The 18,097-nt window shown below is 37.7% G+C and carries 16 protein-coding genes and 5 tRNA genes; 20 read left to right on the forward strand and 1 reads right to left on the reverse strand.

Features of this window, described 5'->3' with window-relative positions:
* The 4 genes from CYO90_RS01770 to CYO90_RS01785 are packed head-to-tail and all read left to right on the forward strand — an operon-like array spanning position 1 to position 3,236.
* Entirely contained in the window at positions 1-1,467 is a 1,467-nt protein-coding gene (locus CYO90_RS01770) for an HlyD family type I secretion periplasmic adaptor subunit (RefSeq protein ID WP_103578226.1), read from the forward strand.
* Positions 1,467-1,964 carry a DUF5416 family protein gene (locus CYO90_RS01775; RefSeq protein ID WP_103578227.1) on the forward strand — a complete coding sequence of 166 codons (498 nt, stop codon included), beginning with the start codon at positions 1,467-1,469 and terminating at the stop codon, positions 1,962-1,964. The genes CYO90_RS01770 and CYO90_RS01775 overlap by 1 nt, the downstream gene beginning before the upstream one ends.
* 17 nt (positions 1,965-1,981) lie before the next feature.
* Positions 1,982-2,617, forward strand: coding sequence for a response regulator transcription factor (locus CYO90_RS01780; RefSeq protein WP_103578228.1), 636 nt, complete (start codon positions 1,982-1,984; stop codon positions 2,615-2,617).
* Positions 2,610-3,236: a transglutaminase-like cysteine peptidase gene (locus CYO90_RS01785; protein ID WP_021092975.1), complete on the forward strand. Its 627-nt coding sequence runs from the start codon at positions 2,610-2,612 to the stop codon at positions 3,234-3,236. The genes CYO90_RS01780 and CYO90_RS01785 overlap by 8 nt, the downstream gene beginning before the upstream one ends.
* Here the strand turns inward: CYO90_RS01785 and CYO90_RS01790 are convergent.
* Positions 3,233-3,481: a flagellar biosynthesis protein gene (locus CYO90_RS01790; RefSeq protein ID WP_103578229.1), complete on the reverse strand. Its 249-nt coding sequence runs from the start codon at positions 3,479-3,481 to the stop codon at positions 3,233-3,235. The two genes, CYO90_RS01785 and CYO90_RS01790, sit on opposite strands and share 4 nt — an antisense overlap.
* A 256-nt stretch (positions 3,482-3,737) precedes the next feature.
* Here CYO90_RS01790 and CYO90_RS01795 point away from each other — a divergent pair.
* The 16 genes from CYO90_RS01795 to CYO90_RS01870 all read left to right on the forward strand — a co-directional run bounded on the left by CYO90_RS01795 (position 3,738) and on the right by CYO90_RS01870 (position 18,034).
* Positions 3,738-3,813: transfer RNA gene (locus CYO90_RS01795), tRNA-Thr, on the forward strand.
* Positions 3,814-3,866: 53 nt separating this feature from the next.
* Positions 3,867-3,951, forward strand: a tRNA-Tyr gene (locus CYO90_RS01800).
* A 7-nt stretch (positions 3,952-3,958) separates the two neighbouring features.
* Positions 3,959-4,035 (forward strand) — tRNA-Gly (locus CYO90_RS01805).
* Positions 4,036-4,159: 124 nt separating this feature from the next.
* A tRNA-Thr gene (locus tag CYO90_RS01810) sits at positions 4,160-4,234 on the forward strand.
* A 72-nt stretch (positions 4,235-4,306) separates the two neighbouring features.
* Entirely contained in the window at positions 4,307-5,506 is a 1,200-nt protein-coding gene (tuf, locus tag CYO90_RS01815) for an elongation factor Tu (protein WP_002941132.1), read from the forward strand.
* Positions 5,507-5,559: 53 nt separating this feature from the next.
* Complete coding sequence (gene rpmG / locus CYO90_RS01820; RefSeq protein WP_002941157.1) at positions 5,560-5,718, forward strand: 50S ribosomal protein L33; 159 nt, start codon at positions 5,560-5,562, stop codon at positions 5,716-5,718.
* Between the two features lie 19 nt (positions 5,719-5,737).
* Positions 5,738-5,813 (forward strand) — tRNA-Trp (locus tag CYO90_RS01825).
* 17 nt (positions 5,814-5,830) lie between these two features.
* Positions 5,831-6,010, forward strand: coding sequence for a preprotein translocase subunit SecE (secE, locus tag CYO90_RS01830; RefSeq protein WP_002941070.1), 180 nt, complete (start codon positions 5,831-5,833; stop codon positions 6,008-6,010).
* Positions 6,011-6,021: 11 nt separating this feature from the next.
* Positions 6,022-6,555, forward strand: coding sequence for a transcription termination/antitermination protein NusG (gene nusG, locus CYO90_RS01835; RefSeq protein ID WP_181000200.1), 534 nt, complete (start codon positions 6,022-6,024; stop codon positions 6,553-6,555).
* Between the two features lie 10 nt (positions 6,556-6,565).
* Positions 6,566-6,991 carry a 50S ribosomal protein L11 gene (gene rplK, locus CYO90_RS01840; protein WP_002941145.1) on the forward strand — a complete coding sequence of 142 codons (426 nt, stop codon included), beginning with the start codon at positions 6,566-6,568 and terminating at the stop codon, positions 6,989-6,991.
* 59 nt (positions 6,992-7,050) lie between these two features.
* A complete protein-coding gene (gene rplA, locus CYO90_RS01845; RefSeq protein ID WP_103578231.1) occupies positions 7,051-7,752 on the forward strand; it encodes a 50S ribosomal protein L1 in 702 nt (233 codons plus the stop codon).
* 103 nt (positions 7,753-7,855) lie between these two features.
* A complete protein-coding gene (gene rplJ / locus CYO90_RS01850; protein WP_103578232.1) occupies positions 7,856-8,341 on the forward strand; it encodes a 50S ribosomal protein L10 in 486 nt (161 codons plus the stop codon).
* A gap of 28 nt (positions 8,342-8,369) precedes the next feature.
* Complete coding sequence (gene rplL / locus CYO90_RS01855; protein ID WP_103578233.1) at positions 8,370-8,747, forward strand: 50S ribosomal protein L7/L12; 378 nt, start codon at positions 8,370-8,372, stop codon at positions 8,745-8,747.
* 117 nt (positions 8,748-8,864) lie between these two features.
* Positions 8,865-13,010 carry a DNA-directed RNA polymerase subunit beta gene (gene rpoB / locus CYO90_RS01860; RefSeq protein ID WP_103578234.1) on the forward strand — a complete coding sequence of 1,382 codons (4,146 nt, stop codon included), beginning with the start codon at positions 8,865-8,867 and terminating at the stop codon, positions 13,008-13,010.
* Positions 12,997-17,511: a DNA-directed RNA polymerase subunit beta' gene (gene rpoC, locus CYO90_RS01865; RefSeq protein WP_103578235.1), complete on the forward strand. Its 4,515-nt coding sequence runs from the start codon at positions 12,997-12,999 to the stop codon at positions 17,509-17,511. Before rpoB ends, rpoC begins: the two co-directional genes overlap by 14 nt.
* Before the next feature lie 133 nt (positions 17,512-17,644).
* Positions 17,645-18,034 (forward strand): DoxX family protein, encoded by a 390-nt coding sequence (locus CYO90_RS01870; protein ID WP_103578236.1) that lies wholly within the window; start codon positions 17,645-17,647, stop codon positions 18,032-18,034.
* Positions 18,035-18,097 lie beyond the last annotated feature (63 nt).

Raw genomic sequence — 18,097 nt, forward strand, 5'->3', positions numbered from 1 at the left:
ATGCAAGAAGATATAAAAAATCAACAAAATGAAAATTTAAAGCCAGACGAAAAGCCGGTTCAAAAAAGCGACATAAAAGAGCAAGAGAGCGCTGGAGATCAAATTTTAAATAGCGTAGATGGCATCAAGTCAAACATCCAAGCTAAAAACTACGATGCCTATGACTTAAAATTTATGTCAAGCCTCTCAGAAGCGGTTTTGGCAAAGGCTCCATCAACCTCAAAAAAGATACTTTATGCAGTTAGTATAACTGTATTTTGGCTACTTTTGTGGGCTTCATGGGCACAGATAGACGAGATAACAAGAGGTAGTGGCAAGATTATCCCATCAGGTAAAAACCAAGCGATACAAAACCTTGAGGGCGGTATCGTAGATCAAATTTTTGTAAAAGAGGGCGATGAGGTTAAAAAAGATCAAATTTTAATCAGGCTTGATAATAAAAATTTTACAAGTAGCTACGGCGAGTCAAAGCTAAGACTTGATGAGCTTCAGGCTAAATTTATGAGGCTTGATGCTGAAGCAAATGATAAAGAATTTGACTACAACGAAACAAGAGATGCGAACAATAGTAAAGCTGTAAGATACGAGATAAGTTTGCATAACTCAAACATCGATCACCTAAACGAGCAAATAGGAATTTTAACAGAGCAAATTCACCAGCGCCAAAGTGAGCTAAATGAGCTTAAAAATAAAATTTCTCAAACTCAAAATAGCTATAATCTTGTTTTAAAAGAAAAAGCGATCATGGAGCCTATCTTTAAAAAAGGTCTTGTTAGTGAGGTCGAGTATATCCAGCTTCAAAGACGTGTAAATGACCTAAAGGGCGAGCTTGACGCATCTGTGCTTGCTGTACCAAGGGTCGAATCAACCATAAAAGAGGCGAAAAATAAGATAGAAGAGGCAAAGCTGGCGTTTAAAAACAATGCAAAAAAAGAGCTAAACGAAGTCTCTGCTGAGATCGCAAGGATAAACGAGTCGCAAATCAGCCTAAGTGATAGAGTTGAAAGAACTTATGTGAGATCTCCTGTAAATGGTATCGTTAGTAAGATGATGGTGCATACAGTTTCTGGCGTTATCAAGCCAGGTGAAAATATCGCAGAGATCGTCCCACTAGAAGATAAACTCATCGCTGAGGTAAAGGTTAAGCCAGCTGACGTTGCGTTCTTAAGACCTGGACTTGATACAATGGTTAAATTTACGGCGTATGATTTTAGTATTTATGGCGGCTTAAAAGGTAAAGTAACGCAGATTAGTGCCGATACTGAGACAAATGAAAAAACAGGCGAGAGCTACTATCTAGTCAGGATAGAAACTGAGAAAAACTATCTTGGAACAGAAAAAAAGCCACTTAGGATCAAGGTTGGTATGATAGTTTCAGCTGATATCATCACTGGTAAAAAGACGATACTTGACTATCTGTTAAAGCCTATCTTAAAAGCAAAACAAAACGCTTTAACGGAGCGATAATGCAAAAGTCAGCTAGCTTTGAGCGAAATTTTAGCGAATATCAAATTTCAAGAGCAAAGCTAGCTGAGGAATTTGTCATTTTAAATGATGGCAAAATATGCGATCTAATCGGAAGAGAGGTCGTCAAATTTCTCTTTAAAGACTGTGAAAAAAGCTTTGATGAGATGATAAATTTAAAAAAAGAAGAGCATATCAGCTTAGCTGGGCTAAAGATAGAAGATGAGCTAGTAAGCAGCATCAAGATATCAATTAACGGCTACGATGAAAGCAGTGATAGCTTGGACTTTGATCTAAATTTACTATCTCTTAGCGTGCCATATAGATACGCTATATCAAATGGTTGTTTTGAGATGAATATTTTTTTAAAAGAAGACAAAGAAGTGGTTGAGAAATTTTTATCCACTTTTAGTTATAAATTTGAGGCAAATAGTGGCAAGGAGCGCTACTTGATCGTTTTCGTAAATGAGTCAAAAATTTACGAGCAAACCTATATGTGATATAAGGAAATATGGTTATGAATGTGGTTTTTTTTACTCAAAATGGTTCGCTTAATAATCTTTGGCGAGGGTATTTTTCAGATGACGATGTGAAATTTACTCACAACAAAAAGGATTTTTTTGTAAATTTAAACGACGAGGTTGATATCGCCGGTATCGATACAAACGCTTTTAAAGATAGCCTTGATGAAAATATTAAAACCATTCATGAAACTTTTCCAAATATAAAATGTCTAATCCTTGCAAACGAACCAAAATTTAGTGAAGGCAAACATCTGCTGGCTCTTGGTGTCAAAGGATATGCAAACTCGCACATGAGAAAGACACACTTTGAAGATGCCTTTGAGACGATTTTAAATGGCAAAGTTTGGCTTTATCCAGAATTTATCCAAGCGATGATCGGAGAGCTAACTGGCTCATATATAAATAATGAAAGTGAGACTTTAGAGAAAAAGTCTGATCTAAGCGAGCTTAGCTCACGTGAAAAAGAGATCGCAAACTTAATATATCAAGGTCTAACAAACAATGAAATTTCAGAGCAAACAGGCATTACTTTAAGGACGGTAAAGGCGCACACTACGTCGATTTACAGCAAGCTAAATGTGAAAGATAGAATAGGTCTTGTGCTTTTGATGAAGCAGCTGCATGCGTAAAATTTTGCTTCTTTTCTTTTTTGTCTCTTCACTTTTTGCAAATAATTTTGAAATTTCTCCAAAAAATATATCTCAGTGCAAAAATCAAATTTGCAAAAATATCCTAAATCACTATGCAAATTTTATGAAAAAAATAGAACACGAAAGCTTTATAAGAAAGCTAGAGCTCATAAATTCATACTTAAATTCCTTAATGCCAAGATATGATGATTTTTACAATACAAATGTCGATGTGTGGAGCACTAGAGGCGAGTTTTTAAGGCGAGGTGGCGGAGACTGCGAAGAGTATGCAATATCAAAGCGTGATAGCCTAAAAGATCTTGGTGTAGATAATCAAAAATGTCTTCTAGTCGTTCAGGAAAAAAATACGAAAAAATATCATATGGTGCTAGCTGTTTGGGAAAATTTACACAAAGAGCCTTTGATACTAGATAATTTAAGCTTTAGAGTTTTGCCACTTTCGAAGCGATATGACCTCGTGCCAGAGTATTGCTTGATGGACGGGAAATATTTTAAGATAAAAAAAGATGGTATAAATTTAGAGCCAGTAAATATAAGAATGCAAACTTACGAAAATTTGATAAAAAAGGAAAAAGAAGAGAAATTTTGGAAGAATTAATCTTCCAAGTCGATGTCTATTTTTTCAACATTTGTTGTAATATCTTTAGTATTTTTCTCAATGTTGTGTTTATTTTTCTCGATTAGTGATCTGTTTTGACCTATAAGGTCTCTATTTTCTTTGATACCATTGCTGTTTTGCTCGATCATTTTGCTTAGCGTCGCTATCTTTTTTTCATAGCGGATCATTAAGAAATAGATCACGTAAATTAGCAGTAAAATTATCGCCCAAGGTAAAAATTGCATATTAAATCCTTTGTAATTTTTCGTAATTATAGAAATTTTAGCTTTTAAAAAAAATAAAATTATGAAAATATGAAATTTTGTATATGTAAAATTTATCTTTGTTTTTTGGTAAAAGCAGCTTAGCCTAGCGGGTGTTTTTGAAATTTTTATAAATTCTATAGATTTTTTATTGCAAAAAAATTAGATAAAATATTTTTCAAAATCTCCTTGACTTTTATTTTATTTTGGGCTATAATTGCGACTTCACAAAACAGGTGCTGGTGTAGCTCAGTTGGTAGAGCTACTGCCTTGTAAGCAGTGGGTCGGCGGTTCAAGTCCGTTCACCAGCTCCATTTTTGTAACAGTGTTTGACCAGAAAATACCAAAATAACTTATTAATGTTTAAGGTGAGATACTCAAGCGGCCAACGAGGGCAGACTGTAAATCTGCTGACTATGTCTTCCGTGGTTCGAATCCACGTCTCACCACCATTGTTATGCGGGAGTAGCTCAGTTGGCTAGAGCATCAGCCTTCCAAGCTGAGGGTCGCGGGTTCGAGCCCCGTTTCCCGCTCCAAAATTTGGGAAAGTAAACTGGGAGCTGTATCTAGATTTTACTAAACACAGTTATTCCATCTTTATTTTCATGAATTTTTAGTTGTTTGTATGTTGATTAAAATCATCTCAGCCAAGCGTTTTTCGCTCATATGGCTCAGAGGTAGAGCACTTCCTTGGTAAGGAAGAGGTCGCGGGTTCAAGTCCCGCTATGAGCTCCACTGGTTTATATGATTTTATATTACTATACGAATTTGAATTAGATAAAGACACATATCATAACGGAGGAAAAGATGGCTAAAGAAAAATTTTCACGCAACAAGCCACACGTAAACATAGGCACTATCGGTCACGTTGACCATGGTAAAACTACTTTAACAGCTGCAATATCTGCTGTTCTTTCACGCAAAGGTCTTGCTGAGCTAAAAGATTATGATAATATTGATAATGCTCCAGAAGAGAAAGAGCGTGGTATTACAATTGCTACTTCACACATTGAGTATGAGACAGAGAAACGTCACTATGCTCACGTTGACTGCCCAGGCCACGCCGACTATGTAAAAAACATGATTACTGGTGCTGCCCAAATGGACGGCGCTATTCTAGTTGTTTCTGCAGCAGACGGCCCAATGCCACAAACAAGAGAGCACATCTTGCTATCTCGCCAAGTTGGTGTTCCTTATATCGTTGTTTTCATGAACAAAGCAGATATGGTTGATGACGCTGAGTTACTTGAACTAGTTGAAATGGAAATTCGCGAACTACTTAACGAGTATAACTTCCCAGGCGATGATACTCCGATAGTTTCTGGTTCAGCACTTAAAGCTCTTGAAGAGGCAAAAGCTGGACAAGATGGCGAATGGTCAGCAAAAATTATGGAACTAATGGATGCGGTTGATAGCTATATCCCAACTCCAGTTCGTGCTACAGATAAAGATCTTCTTATGCCAATCGAAGACGTTTTCTCAATTTCAGGTCGTGGTACAGTTGTAACAGGTAGAATTGAGAAAGGTGTTGTTAAAGTTGGTGACACAATAGAAATCGTTGGTATCAAACCTACACAAACAACAACAGTTACTGGTGTTGAGATGTTTAGAAAAGAGATGGATCAAGGTGAAGCTGGCGATAACGTTGGTGTTCTTTTAAGAGGTACTAAAAAAGAAGACGTTGAACGTGGTATGGTTCTTTGCAAACCTAAATCAATTACTCCTCACACAAAATTTGAGGGTGAGGTTTATATCCTAACTAAAGAAGAGGGTGGTCGCCATACTCCTTTCTTTAACAACTATAGACCACAATTCTATGTAAGAACAACTGACGTTACTGGTTCTATTACATTGCCAGAAGGCACAGAGATGGTTATGCCAGGTGATAACGTAAGAATTTCTGTTGAGCTTATAGCTCCAGTTGCACTTGAAGAAGGTACTCGTTTTGCTATCCGTGAAGGTGGTAGAACTGTTGGTTCAGGTGTTGTTTCAAAGATACTTGGTTAATTTATAAAATTATGCTAAAGGGGAAACCCTTTGGCTTTCTATAAGGAATATATATGAGAATTAAAATCGGTTTAAAATGCTCTGAATGTGGTGATATCAATTATACTACTACAAAAAACAGCAAAACCACTACAGATAAGGTTGAGCTCAAAAAATATTGCCCAAGATTAAAAAAACATACTGTTCATAAAGAAGTTAAGTTAAAAAGCTAATTAAGAATAAGTAGCTATTAGGGCAATAGCTCCAACGGTAGAGCGCTGGATTCCAAATCCAATGGTTGGGGGTTCGAATCCCTCTTGCCCTGCCACAATTAAGGTTAAGATTATGGAAAAATTTATAAATTATATAAAGCTATCTAAATTGGAAATAATGAAAGTTATCTTTCCTACTAAAGAACAAATTAGAAATGCTTTTATTGCAGTTTTTATCGTGGTCGCTGTTGTTTCACTTTTTTTAGCTCTTGTTGATGTTATTATGTCCTTTGTTCTTTCTAAAGTTATATAGAGTAAGGAAAAATAATGTCACATAAATGGTATGCTATACAAACTTACGCTGGTAGCGAAATGGCAGTAAAAAGAGGAATTGAAAATTTAGTTAGAGATCACGGTATCGAAGATCAACTAAAAGAAGTTATAGTTCCTACAGAAGACGTAATAGAGATAAAAAACGGTAAGCAAAAAATTAATGAAAGAACTCTTTATCCTGGATATGCTTTTGCATGTTTAGATCTTGATACAGCTCTTTGGCATAAGATTCAGTCTTTGCCAAAGGTTGGACGTTTTATTGGTGAGGCTAAAAAGCCTACACCATTGACTGAAAAAGATATAAATACTATCTTGGATAAAGTTCAAAAAAGAGCGGCACCAAAACCTAAAATATTTTTTGAGGATGGTGAAAGCGTTCGCATAACAGAAGGTCCTTTTGCTAACTTTACAGGTATCGTTGAAGAATACGATATGATACATGGCAAGCTTAGACTCAATGTTTCTATTTTTGGTAGAAGTACCCCTGTTGATATTTTGTATTCACAAGTTGAGAAGATAATTTAAGGAGCAAGAAATGGCTAAAAAAGTTATAGGTGAAATAAAATTACAAATTGCCGCAACAAAAGCAAATCCTAGCCCACCAGTTGGTCCAGCATTAGGACAAAAAGGCGTTAATATTATGGAATTTTGTAAAGCCTTTAATGAAAAAACAAAAGATATGGTTGGATTTAATATCCCGGTCGTTATAACAGTTTATGCTGATAAAAGTTTTACATTTATCACAAAGCAACCACCTGCTACAGACCTTATTAAAAAGGCTGCAGGTATAACAAAAGGAACAGATAATCCTTTAAAAAATAAAGTAGGTAAATTAACAAAAGCTCAAGTTTTAGAAATTGTTGAGAAAAAACTTGTTGATTTAAATACAAATGATAAAGAGCAAGCAGCTAAGATTATTGCTGGTTCAGCTCGTTCAATGGGTGTCGAAGTAGTAGACTAAAACCTTTACCGTCAGGTTGATTTTCAAAAGACGGAAGCAATTTATATGCGGAGAAATTTATGGGAAAAACTAGTAAGAGATTTCAAGAATTGCTCAAAAAAGTAGAGCAAGATAAAATTTATAACCTTAGCGAGGCTATCGATACAGTTAAAACTCTAGCTTCTGCTAAATTTAATGAGACAGTTGAGATTGCGTTAAAATTAAACGTTGATCCAAGACATGCTGATCAAATGGTTCGTGGTTCTGTTGTTTTACCAGCTGGCACAGGTAAAGTTGTAAGAGTTGCTGTTATAGCAAAAGATGCTAAAGCTGATGAGGCAAAAGCTGCTGGTGCTGACATAGTTGGTACTGATGATCTAGTTGAGGATATCCAAAAGGGTATAATGAACTTTGATGTTCTTATAGCTACTCCAAATTTAATGGGTCTTGTAGGTAAAGTTGGTAGAATTTTAGGACCTAAAGGTTTAATGCCAAATCCAAAAACTGGAACAGTTACAATGGATGTTGCACAAGCTGTTAATAATGCAAAAAGTGGTCAGGTAAATTTCCGTGTCGATAAGCAAGGAAATATACATGCAGGTCTTGGTAAGGTCAATTTTACTAAAGAGCAATTAAATGAAAATATTTTAACATTTATTAAAGCTATTAATAAACATAAACCTGCGACTGCAAAAGGTAGATATGTAAAAAATGCTTCATTGTCTTTAACAATGAGCCCTTCTGTAGCTCTTGATACTCAAGAGGTTATGGATTTAAAATAAGAATTTAGACAAATTTATATCTTAGATTGGAGATAGCCGAGGCCATTGGGCTTAATTGATTCGACCCGCTCTGCTTGAAATTACCGGTCGGAAAGGAGAAAAAGTGACACGTAACGAAAAAACTGAAGTTGTTGCAAAATTAGAGAGTGAATTTAAAACTGCTGAAGCTATTGTAGTTTGTGACTATCGTGGTCTTTCAGTTAAAAAACTTGAAGTTTTAAGAAATTCTGCAAAAGAACAAAATGTAAAAGTTCAAGTTATTAAAAATACTCTTGCAAATATTGCTCTTAAAAATTCTGATAAAGTCGGAATGGAACTCAAAGATACGAATATCTATCTTTGGAGTGAAGATCAATTAGCAGTAACTAAAGTAGCCGCAAAATTTGAAGAGTCAAATTCTGATCTTTTCAAAATTAAAACAGCTTATATTGATGGCGAAGTTGCAAGCGTTAATAAAGTTAAAGCTCTATCTAAAATGCCTAGCCGTGATGAGCTTATTGCGATGCTTTTGCAAGTTTGGAATGCGCCAATTCAAAATTTTACAATTGGTTTGAATGCGCTTAAAGAGAAAAAAGAACAATCAGCTTAATTAAATTAAAAAATAATAAGGATTAAAAATGGCAATCACAAAAGAAGACGTATTAGAGTTCATATCTAATCTTTCTGTACTTGAACTTAGCGAACTTGTAAAAGAGTTTGAAGAGAAATTTGGTGTTAGCGCAGCTCCTGTAATGGTAGCTGGTGGTGCAGTTGCTGGTGGTGGTGCAGCTGCTGCTGAAGAAAAAACAGAATTTAATATCGTTCTTGTTGATTCTGGTGATAAGAAAATCAACGTTATTAAGGTTGTTAGGGCGCTTACTGGCCTTGGTCTTAAAGAGGCTAAAGACGCAGTTGAAGGAACTCCATCTGTTCTTAAAGAAGGCGTTAGCAAAGACGAAGCTGAAGCAGCTAAAAAAGAGCTTGAAGAGGCTGGTGCTAAGGTTGAACTTAAATAATTTTTTATTATTTAGGCTTAATATTTCAAGAGAGGGCAGAGGCTCTCTCTTTTTTAAATTTTAGATGCCTTGTAAAAGGCTATACTTTTCTTTCAAAATTACCACGAGGTAGATGCAATGTTAAATAGCTTATACTCAGGAAATCGTCTTAGAGTTGACTTCTCTAATGTCGTTAAAGAGATAGACGTTCCGAACCTACTACAACTACAAAAAAAGAGCTTTGATAATTTTTTAAATCTAAATAACAATCAGACAGAAAGCGGTATCGAAAAAGTTTTTAAGTCGATTTTTCCTATACATGATCCGCAAAATCGTTTGACTTTAGAATATGTTAGCTCAGAGATTGGAAAACCAAAATATACAATCAGAGAGTGCATAGAAAGAGGTCTTACATACTCTGTAAATTTAAAAATGAAAATACGCCTTATCGTACATGAAAAAGATGATAAGACTGGCGATAAAGTTGGCGTTAAAGATATAAAAGAGCAAGAAATTTTCATACGTGAAATTCCGTTGATGACAGATAGAATTTCATTTATTATAAATGGCGTTGAGCGTGTTGTTGTAAATCAACTTCATAGAAGCCCTGGCGTTATCTTCAAACAAGAAGAGAGTGCGACTGTTGCAAATAAACTTATCTACACAGCTCAAATAATTCCAGATCGCGGATCTTGGTTGCACTTTGAATATGATACAAAAGACATTTTATATGTTAGGATAAATAAGCGTAGAAAAGTGCCTGTAACTATCTTGTTTAGGGCATTAGGATATAAAAAACAAGACATTATTAAGCTATTTTATCCGATACAAAATTTAGTTATTAAAAATAATAAATTTTTAACTCTTTTCAACCCAGAGGATTATCTAGGAAGAGTTGAATATGATATAAAAAATGAAGAGGGTGATGTTCTTCATCAAGCTGGCAAGCGTCTAACAAAGAAAAAAGCCGATAAATTAATCGAAGATGGCGTTAAATTTGTCGAGTATCCGATCGAAGCACTTATAAGTAGATATTTGGCAAACCCTGTGATAAACACAGAAAGCGGCGAAATTTTATATGACACACTATCTGCTCTTGATGAGAATAAACTTGCAAAAATTTTAGCTGAGCATGAAAGTATTGATATTATAAACAACTCTGCTGCTGGTGTTGACGACGCTATAATAAATTCATTTATCGCTGACAATGATATGCTTAAAGTTTTAAAACAAACTGAGGGCGTTGATGATGAAAATGATCTTGCTGCGATTAGAATTTACAAGGTCATGAGACCTGGCGAGCCAGTAGTTAAAGAGGCTGCAAAAAGCTTTGTAAATGATATATTGTTTAACCCTGAAAGATATGACCTAACAAAAGTTGGTCGTATGAAGATGAACCACAAGCTCTCGCTTGACGTGCCAGAGTATGTTACTGTGCTAACTAGCGAAGATATCATCAAAACTGCAAAATATCTTATAAAAGTTAAAAACGGACAAGGTCATATTGATGACCGTGACCACCTTGGTAACCGCCGTATAAGATCGATTGGTGAGCTACTTGCTAGTGAGCTACACCTTGGTTTTGTCAAGATGCAAAAGGCTATCCGTGATAAATTTACAAGCCTAAGCAACAATACTGACGAGATCATGCCTTATGATCTTATCAATCCAAAAATGATCACAGCGACAATCATGGAATTTTTCACAGGCGGTCAGTTAAGCCAGTTTATGGATCAGACAAACCCACTTAGTGAGGTTACTCATAAACGCCGTCTGTCTGCACTTGGCGAGGGTGGCTTGGTAAAAGAGCGTGCTGGCTTTGAGGTGCGTGACGTTCACCCAACTCACTACGGCAGAATTTGTCCGGTTGAGACCCCAGAAGGTCAAAATATCGGTCTTATAAACACTCTTTCAACTTATGCAAAAGTAAATGACCTTGGCTTTGTTGAGGCGCCTTATAAAAAGGTCGTCGATGGCAAAGTGACTGATGAGATAGTCTATCTAACAGCTACTCAAGAAGAAGGCAATGTTATCGCTCCAGCATCAACTAAGCTTGATGAAAATGGACATATTGTTGAGGACTTGATTGAGGTTAGAAAAGAGGGTGAGATGATGCTTGCTCGTAGAGAAGATGTTACCTTGATCGACCTTTGCTCTGGTATGATAGCTGGTGTAGCAGCTTCGCTTATCCCATTCCTAGAGCACGACGACGCTAACCGTGCGCTTATGGGTTCAAACATGCAACGTCAAGCAGTGCCACTACTTCGCTCAACTGCTCCTATAGTTGGAACAGGTATGGAGAGCGTTATCGCAAGAGATGCTTGGGAGAGTGTTAAGGCAAAACGTGGCGGCGTAGTTGAAAAGGTTGATAATAAAAATATCTTTATCCTTGGTGAAGATGAAGCTGGTCCATATATCGATCACTACTCTTTAGAGAAAAATTTAAGAACAAACCAAAATACGACATTTTCACAACATCCGATCGTTAAAAAAGGTGATGAGATCTTTGCTGGTCAGATAATAGCCGATGGTCCAAGCATGGAAAAAGGCGAGCTAGCTATTGGTAAAAACGCGCTAATCGCATTTATGCCTTGGAATGGCTACAACTACGAGGACGCGATCGTTATTAGTGAAAAAATGATACGTGAAGATGCCTTTACAAGCGTTCATATCTATGAAAAAGAGATCGAGGCTCGTGAGCTAAAAGACGGCGTTGAAGAGATAACAAAAGATATACCAAACGTCAAAGAAGAGGAACTTATGCACCTTGATGAAAGCGGTATCGTTAAAATCGGTACAGAGATCAAGCCTGGTATGATCCTTGTTGGCAAAGTATCTCCAAAAGGCGAGGTTAAGCCAACCCCAGAAGAAAGACTTTTGCGTGCTATCTTTGGCGAAAAAGCTGGTCATGTGGTAAATAAATCGCTCTATGCTTCAGCTTCAATGGAAGGCGTGGTTGTTGATGTTAAAATTTTCACTAAAAAAGGTTATGAAAAAGATAGCAGAACAAACAAAGCTTATGAAGAAGAGAAGACACTTTTAGAAAAAGAGCACCACGATAGACTGCTTATGCTAGACCGCGAAGAGATGCTAAAAGTTACAGCGCTTCTTTCTAAAAACCCATTAGCGAGCGATCAAGAGGTAAATAAAAAAGAGTATAAAAAAGGCTCAAAGATCAATAAAGCTGACTTTGAGAATATCAATAGATTTACCCTAAATGCTATCGTAAAGAGCTTTTCAAAAGATATCCAAAAGAAATATGATGAGCTAAAAAATTACTTCCAAAATGAGAAGAAAAAGCTTAAAGAAGAGCACGACGCTAAGATAGAAATTTTAGAAAAAGATGACATTTTACCAAGCGGCGTTGTAAAACTTGTAAAAGTTTATATAGCTACAAAACGCAAACTAAAAGTTGGCGATAAGATGGCTGGACGTCACGGTAACAAAGGTATCGTTTCAAATATAGTTAGAGAAGTTGATATGCCTTATCTTCCAAGCGGTCAGATCGTTGATATCGTACTAAACCCACTTGGTGTTCCAAGCCGTATGAATATCGGTCAAATTTTAGAGAGCCACCTTGGTCTTGTTGGTTACCGCTTGGGTGAGCAGATCAATGAAATTTTTGAGACCAAAAAAGGCGAGTGGATAAAAGAGCTAAGAGCTAAGATGATAGAGATCGCAAGCGTTGCTAAGCTAATGGATGCTAAAAAAGCTCTTGGTAAGATGAGTGATGAGAAGCTTCTTGAGTATGCAAAAGATTGGAGCAATGGCGTAAGATTTGCAACTCCGATTTTTGAAGGTGTTAAAGCTGACGAATTCGCAAAACTATTTGAGATGGCAAAGATAGATAGCGATGGTAAAACTGAGCTATATGACGGACGCACAGGCTCAAAGATAAGAGAACGCGTTAATGTTGGTTGTATGTATATGCTAAAACTTCACCACTTGGTTGATGAAAAAGTTCACGCAAGAAGTACTGGACCATACAGTCTTGTTACACAACAACCTGTTGGCGGTAAGGCACTATTTGGCGGTCAAAGGTTTGGTGAGATGGAGGTTTGGGCACTTGAGGCTTATGGTGCTGCTCATACACTAAGAGAGATGCTAACTGTAAAATCAGACGATGTTGAGGGAAGACTTTCTGCTTACAAAGCTTTAACAAGAGGTGAAAACGTTCCTGAGACTGGTATCCCTGAGACGTTCTTTGTTCTAACAAACGAGCTAAAATCACTAGCTCTTGACGTGGAAGTATATGATGAGGATGAGACAAATGAAACTAACTAATTTAAAACCAGTTGAGATAAAAGAAGAGCATAGACCTCGTGATTTTGAAGCTTTTCAACTTCGTTTAGCAAGTCCTGAGAAGATAAAATCTTGGAGCTATGGCGAGGTTAAAAAACCAGAAACTATCAACTACCGCACGCTAAAACCTGAGCGTGACGGCTTGTTTTGTGCCAAAATTTTTGGACCGATCCGCGACTACGAGTGCCTTTGCGGTAAATATAAAAAGATGCGCTACAAAGGTATCAAGTGCGAAAAGTGCGGCGTTGAAGTAACAACATCTAAAGTTCGTCGCTCTCGCATGGGTCACATAGAGCTTGTAACTCCAGTGGCTCATATCTGGTATGTAAATTTCTTACCAAGTCGCATTGGTGCACTTCTTGGTATCAAGATGAAAGATCTTGAACGCGTACTTTATTATGAGGCATACATTGTTGATAATGCTGGCGAGGCTTATTATGACAATGAAAATTCTAAAAAAGTTGAAAAATATGACGTTTTAAACGAAGAGCAATATCAAAGCCTAGCTTCAAGATATGAAGAGACTGGCTTTAGTGCTAGAATGGGTGGCGAGGTCATCTATGATATGCTAGCTGAGCTTGATCTAACTCAAATTTTAAATCAGCTACAAGAAGAGATGGAGGCTACAAATTCTGAGGCCAAGAAAAAGACTATCGTAAAACGTCTAAAGGTTATCGAGAGCTTTTTAAATTCAGGCAACCGCCCAGAGTGGATGATGATAACAAATTTACCAGTTCTTCCACCTGATCTTAGACCACTTGTTAATCTTGATGGCGGTAAATTTGCTGTTTCAGACGTAAATGATCTATATCGCCGTGTAATAAATAGAAATAGCCGTTTAAAACGCTTACTTGAGCTTGACGCACCTGAAATCATTATCAGAAACGAAAAGAGAATGCTTCAAGAGGCTGTTGATGCGCTATTTGATAATGGCCGTAGAGCAAATGCAGTAAAAGGTGCAAACAAGCGCCCATTAAAATCACTAAGTGAGATCATCAAAGGTAAGCAAGGCCGATTCCGTCAGAATTTGCTAGGTAAGCGTGTTGACTTCTCTGGACGTTCTGTTATCGTCGTTGGTCCAAAGCTAAAGATGGATCAGTGCGGTCTTCCAAAGAAGATGGCTTTAGAACTATTTAAACCACATTTGCTTGCTCGCCTTGAAGAAAAAGGCTATGCGACAACCGTTAAGCAAGCTAAAAAGATGATAGAAGATAAGACAAATGAGGTTTGGGAGTGCTTAGAAGAGGTCGTTAAAGACTATCCAGTTATGCTAAACCGTGCTCCGACACTTCACAAGCTCTCTATCCAGGCGTTTCACCCAGTTCTTGTTGAGGGCAAGGCGATCCAGCTTCACCCACTAGTTTGTGCGGCGTTCAACGCTGACTTCGACGGTGACCAAATGGCTGTTCACGTGCCACTATCGCAGGAAGCTATCGCTGAGTGTAAAATTTTGATGCTTAGCTCAATGAACATCTTGCTTCCTGCAAGTGGTAAGGCTATCACAGTTCCTTCACAAGATATGGTTTTGGGAATTTATTACCTAAGCCTAGAGAGAAACGATGAAAAAGGCGCAAATAAAATTTTCTCAAGCGTTGATGAAGTAATGATCGCTGAAGAGGCTAACACTCTTGGTCTTCACGCTAAAATTAAGACAATGGTTGATAACAAGATCATCTTTACAACTGCTGGTCGCTTGATCTTAAGAGCTATACTTCCTGATTTTGTTCCTGAAAATATGTGGAACAAGATCATGAAGAAAAAAGACATTGCAAATTTGGTTGATTATGTTTATAGAAATGGCGGCCTTGAAGTAACGGCTGACTTCCTTGATAAGCTTAAAAATTTAGGCTTTAGATATGCTACAAAAGCGGGAATTTCTATCTCTATCGCAGATATCATCGTGCCAGATAGCAAGCAAAAATATATCGATGAAGCTAAGAAAAAAGTTCGTGAAATTCAAAAGCAATATGGCGCTGGTCTTTTAACAGATAGTGAGAGATATAACAAGATCATCGATATCTGGACAGATACAAACAACAGCGTTGCAAGCGAGATGATGAAGCTTATCCAAAGTGATAAGGGCGGATTTAACTCAATTTATATGATGGCTGACTCAGGTGCGAGAGGTAGTGCAGCGCAAATTCGCCAGCTAGCTGGTATGCGTGGTCTTATGGCAAAACCGGACGGCTCGATCATCGAAACGCCGATCATTTCAAACTTCCGTGAAGGTCTAAACATAATGGAGTACTTCAACTCAACCCACGGAGCTAGAAAGGGTCTTGCAGATACCGCGCTAAAAACTGCCAATGCTGGTTACTTAACAAGAAAGCTAATCGACGTTGCTCAAAACGTTAAAGTCACAATGCACGACTGCGGTACGCACGAGGGCGTTGAGATCACAGATATCACAGAGAGCGGTGAGCTAATCGAAAGCCTTGAAGAGAGAGTCTTGGGCCGTGTTTTAGCAGATGATGTGATCGATCCTATAACAAATGAAATTTTATTTAGCGAAGGCACATTGCTTGATGAGGAGAAGGCTAAGGCAATAACAGAAGCTGGCATAAAATCAGTAAGCATTAGAACACCTATCACGTGCAAGGCGCCAAAAGGCGTTTGCGCAAAATGCTATGGCTTAAATTTGGGTGAGGGCAAACTTGTAAAACCAGGCGAGGCTGTTGGTATCATCTCAGCTCAATCAATCGGTGAGCCAGGTACTCAGCTAACGCTAAGAACGTTCCACATCGGTGGTACGGCTTCTACTGAGCAGCAAGATCGTCAAGTCATCGCTCAAAAAGAGGGCTTTATTAGATATTACAACCTTAGCACATACGAGAACAACGGCAAGAAAATCGTTGCAAACAGAAGAAGTGCAGCTGTACTACTTGTTGAGCCAAAGATAAAATCAACAATCGATGGTAAAATCGAGATCGAATATGCCCACGAAGATGTAAATATCGTTATCAAAGGCAAAAAAGAAGAGATCAAATATACTATCAGAAGAAACGACCTTGCTAAGCCAAACGAACTAGCTGGCGTTAGCGGCAAGATCGAAGGCAAGATGTATATCCCTTATGCAAATGGCGATAAGGTAAAAGAGAATGAGAGTATTGTCGAGATTATAAAAGAGGGTTGGAACATTCCAAATCGTATCCCTTATGCTAGTGAGCTTAAAATTTCAGACGGCGATCCAGTAACTAGAAAGATCACAGCAGATGCAAATGGTGTGGTTAAATTTTTTATACTAAAAGGTGACTTCCTTGATAGACTAAAAGATATCAAAAAAGGTCACAAAGTAACTGAAAAAGGCTTCTTTGTTGTCGTTTCTGACAAGGATGGACGTGAGGCAGTTCGCCACTATATCCCAAGAAATTCTATCATCCAAGTATCAGATAATGATGCGGTAGAAAGAGCGACAGTGGTCTCACTACCTGAAAAAGATGATAAGCTAATAATCGCTGAGTGGGATCCATACTCAACTCCAACTATCGCAGAAGAGGCTGGTGTAGTTAGCTTTGAGGATGTCGAGCCAGGATATAGTGCGACTGAGCAAGCTGACGAGGCAACTGGTCAAAGACGTCTTGTCGTCAATGAGTACTTGCCAAGTGGCGTAAAACCAGCGATCATTATCACTACAAAGAGCGGACATTTGATCAAGTATCCACTTGATCCAAAAACTGCGATCTTTGTTTCAAGTGGCGATGAGGTGGCTCAAGCTGACATTTTGGCTAAGACTCCAAAAGCTGTTGCTAAGTCAAAAGATATCACCGGTGGTCTTCCAAGAGTTAGTGAGCTATTTGAGGCAAGACGTCCTAAAAATACAGCTATCGTTGCAGATATCGACGGCGTTGTTAGATTTGACAAGCCACTTCGCTCAAAAGAGCGCATCATCATCCAAGCAGAAGATGGCACTACAGCTGAGTATTTGATCGAGAAGAGCCGCCAGATCCAAGTAAGAGACGGCGAATTTGTCCATGCTGGCGAGAAACTAACAGACGGACTTATCTCAAGCCACGATATCTTAAGAATTCTTGGTGAAAAGGCGCTTCACTACTATTTGATCAGTGAAATTCAGCAAGTTTATCGTCGCCAAGGTGTTGCGATCGCTGATAAGCACATCGAGATCATCGTTTCTCAAATGCTTCGCCAAGTCAAAATCGTCGATAGCGGAAATACAAATTTCATCGTTGGCGACATGGTTTCAAGAAATAAATTTAAAGAAGAGAACGAGCGCATCATGAAAATGGGTGGCGAGCCAGCTATTGCTGAGCCGATCCTTCTTGGTGTCACAAGAGCGGCTATCGGAAGTGATAGCGTGATCTCTGCTGCGTCATTCCAAGAGACAACTAAGGTCTTAACAGAAGCCTCAATCGCTGCTAAATTTGACTATCTTGAAGATCTAAAAGAGAACGTCATCCTTGGACGTATGATCCCAGTTGGTACTGGTTTTTACAAAGATAAAAAGATAAAGATCAAAGAAAACTAATATATTAAGCCCCACCTCTGGGGCTTAATCCTCTTATAAATTTCCACACTTAAATTTACAAAATTTCAAAATTTACAAGCCGTTAATCAATATTAAATAAAATCCATAACTAAAAATATGTAACGGAGATATTATGAAAAATGTCGATCTTGGACTTTTATTTCTGCGCTTAGGTCTTGGAATTTGCCTTTTTATGCACGGCTTTGGCAAAATTTTACACGGAGTTGGCGGCGTAAAGAGCATTTTAGTTGATGCTGGACTACCTAGTTTTCTGGCGTATTTTGCCTATTTTAGTGAGGTTTTAGCCCCTATAATGATCGCCGTTGGTTTTTACTCAAGGCTTGGCGCGCTCCTAGTTTTTGGCTCAAGTTTTGTCATTTTGTATTCATATTTTGGCTTGTCAAATTTACTTGAGCTAACTAATGTAAATGGCTTTAAAGCAGAGCTTATATATCTTTATATCGCTATGTCACTTTGCATCATCTCGACTGGTAGTGGCAAATACGCTATCAAACAAGATTGATCTAAATTTAGCACATATCAGATGTGCTAAATTTTCACACATTTATTTTAAATTTTAATTTTA

This window comes from Campylobacter concisus, from assembly GCF_002913745.1.
In the GTDB taxonomy this organism is placed as follows: Bacteria; Campylobacterota; Campylobacteria; order Campylobacterales; family Campylobacteraceae; genus Campylobacter_A; species Campylobacter_A concisus_R.

Bases quoted from the DNA above. Each gene is read 5' to 3' on its own strand.
- rplA (WP_103578231.1), top strand. From the start codon at position 7,051: ATGGGAAAAACTAGTAAGAGATTTCAAGAATTGCTCAAAAAAGTAGAG.
- CYO90_RS01780 (WP_103578228.1), top strand. From the start codon at position 1,982: ATGAATGTGGTTTTTTTTACTCAAAATGGTTCGCTTAATAATCTTTGG.
- rpmG (WP_002941157.1), top strand. From the start codon at position 5,560: ATGAGAATTAAAATCGGTTTAAAATGCTCTGAATGTGGTGATATCAAT.
- rpoB (WP_103578234.1), top strand. From the start codon at position 8,865: ATGTTAAATAGCTTATACTCAGGAAATCGTCTTAGAGTTGACTTCTCT.
- secE (WP_002941070.1), top strand. From the start codon at position 5,831: ATGGAAAAATTTATAAATTATATAAAGCTATCTAAATTGGAAATAATG.
- rplK (WP_002941145.1), top strand. From the start codon at position 6,566: ATGGCTAAAAAAGTTATAGGTGAAATAAAATTACAAATTGCCGCAACA.
- CYO90_RS01770 (WP_103578226.1), top strand. From the start codon at position 1: ATGCAAGAAGATATAAAAAATCAACAAAATGAAAATTTAAAGCCAGAC.
- CYO90_RS01785 (WP_021092975.1), top strand. From the start codon at position 2,610: ATGCGTAAAATTTTGCTTCTTTTCTTTTTTGTCTCTTCACTTTTTGCA.
- CYO90_RS01790 (WP_103578229.1), bottom strand. From the start codon at position 3,481: ATGCAATTTTTACCTTGGGCGATAATTTTACTGCTAATTTACGTGATC.
- rpoC (WP_103578235.1), top strand. From the start codon at position 12,997: ATGAAACTAACTAATTTAAAACCAGTTGAGATAAAAGAAGAGCATAGA.
- tuf (WP_002941132.1), top strand. From the start codon at position 4,307: ATGGCTAAAGAAAAATTTTCACGCAACAAGCCACACGTAAACATAGGC.
- CYO90_RS01870 (WP_103578236.1), top strand. From the start codon at position 17,645: ATGAAAAATGTCGATCTTGGACTTTTATTTCTGCGCTTAGGTCTTGGA.
- rplL (WP_103578233.1), top strand. From the start codon at position 8,370: ATGGCAATCACAAAAGAAGACGTATTAGAGTTCATATCTAATCTTTCT.
- CYO90_RS01775 (WP_103578227.1), top strand. From the start codon at position 1,467: ATGCAAAAGTCAGCTAGCTTTGAGCGAAATTTTAGCGAATATCAAATT.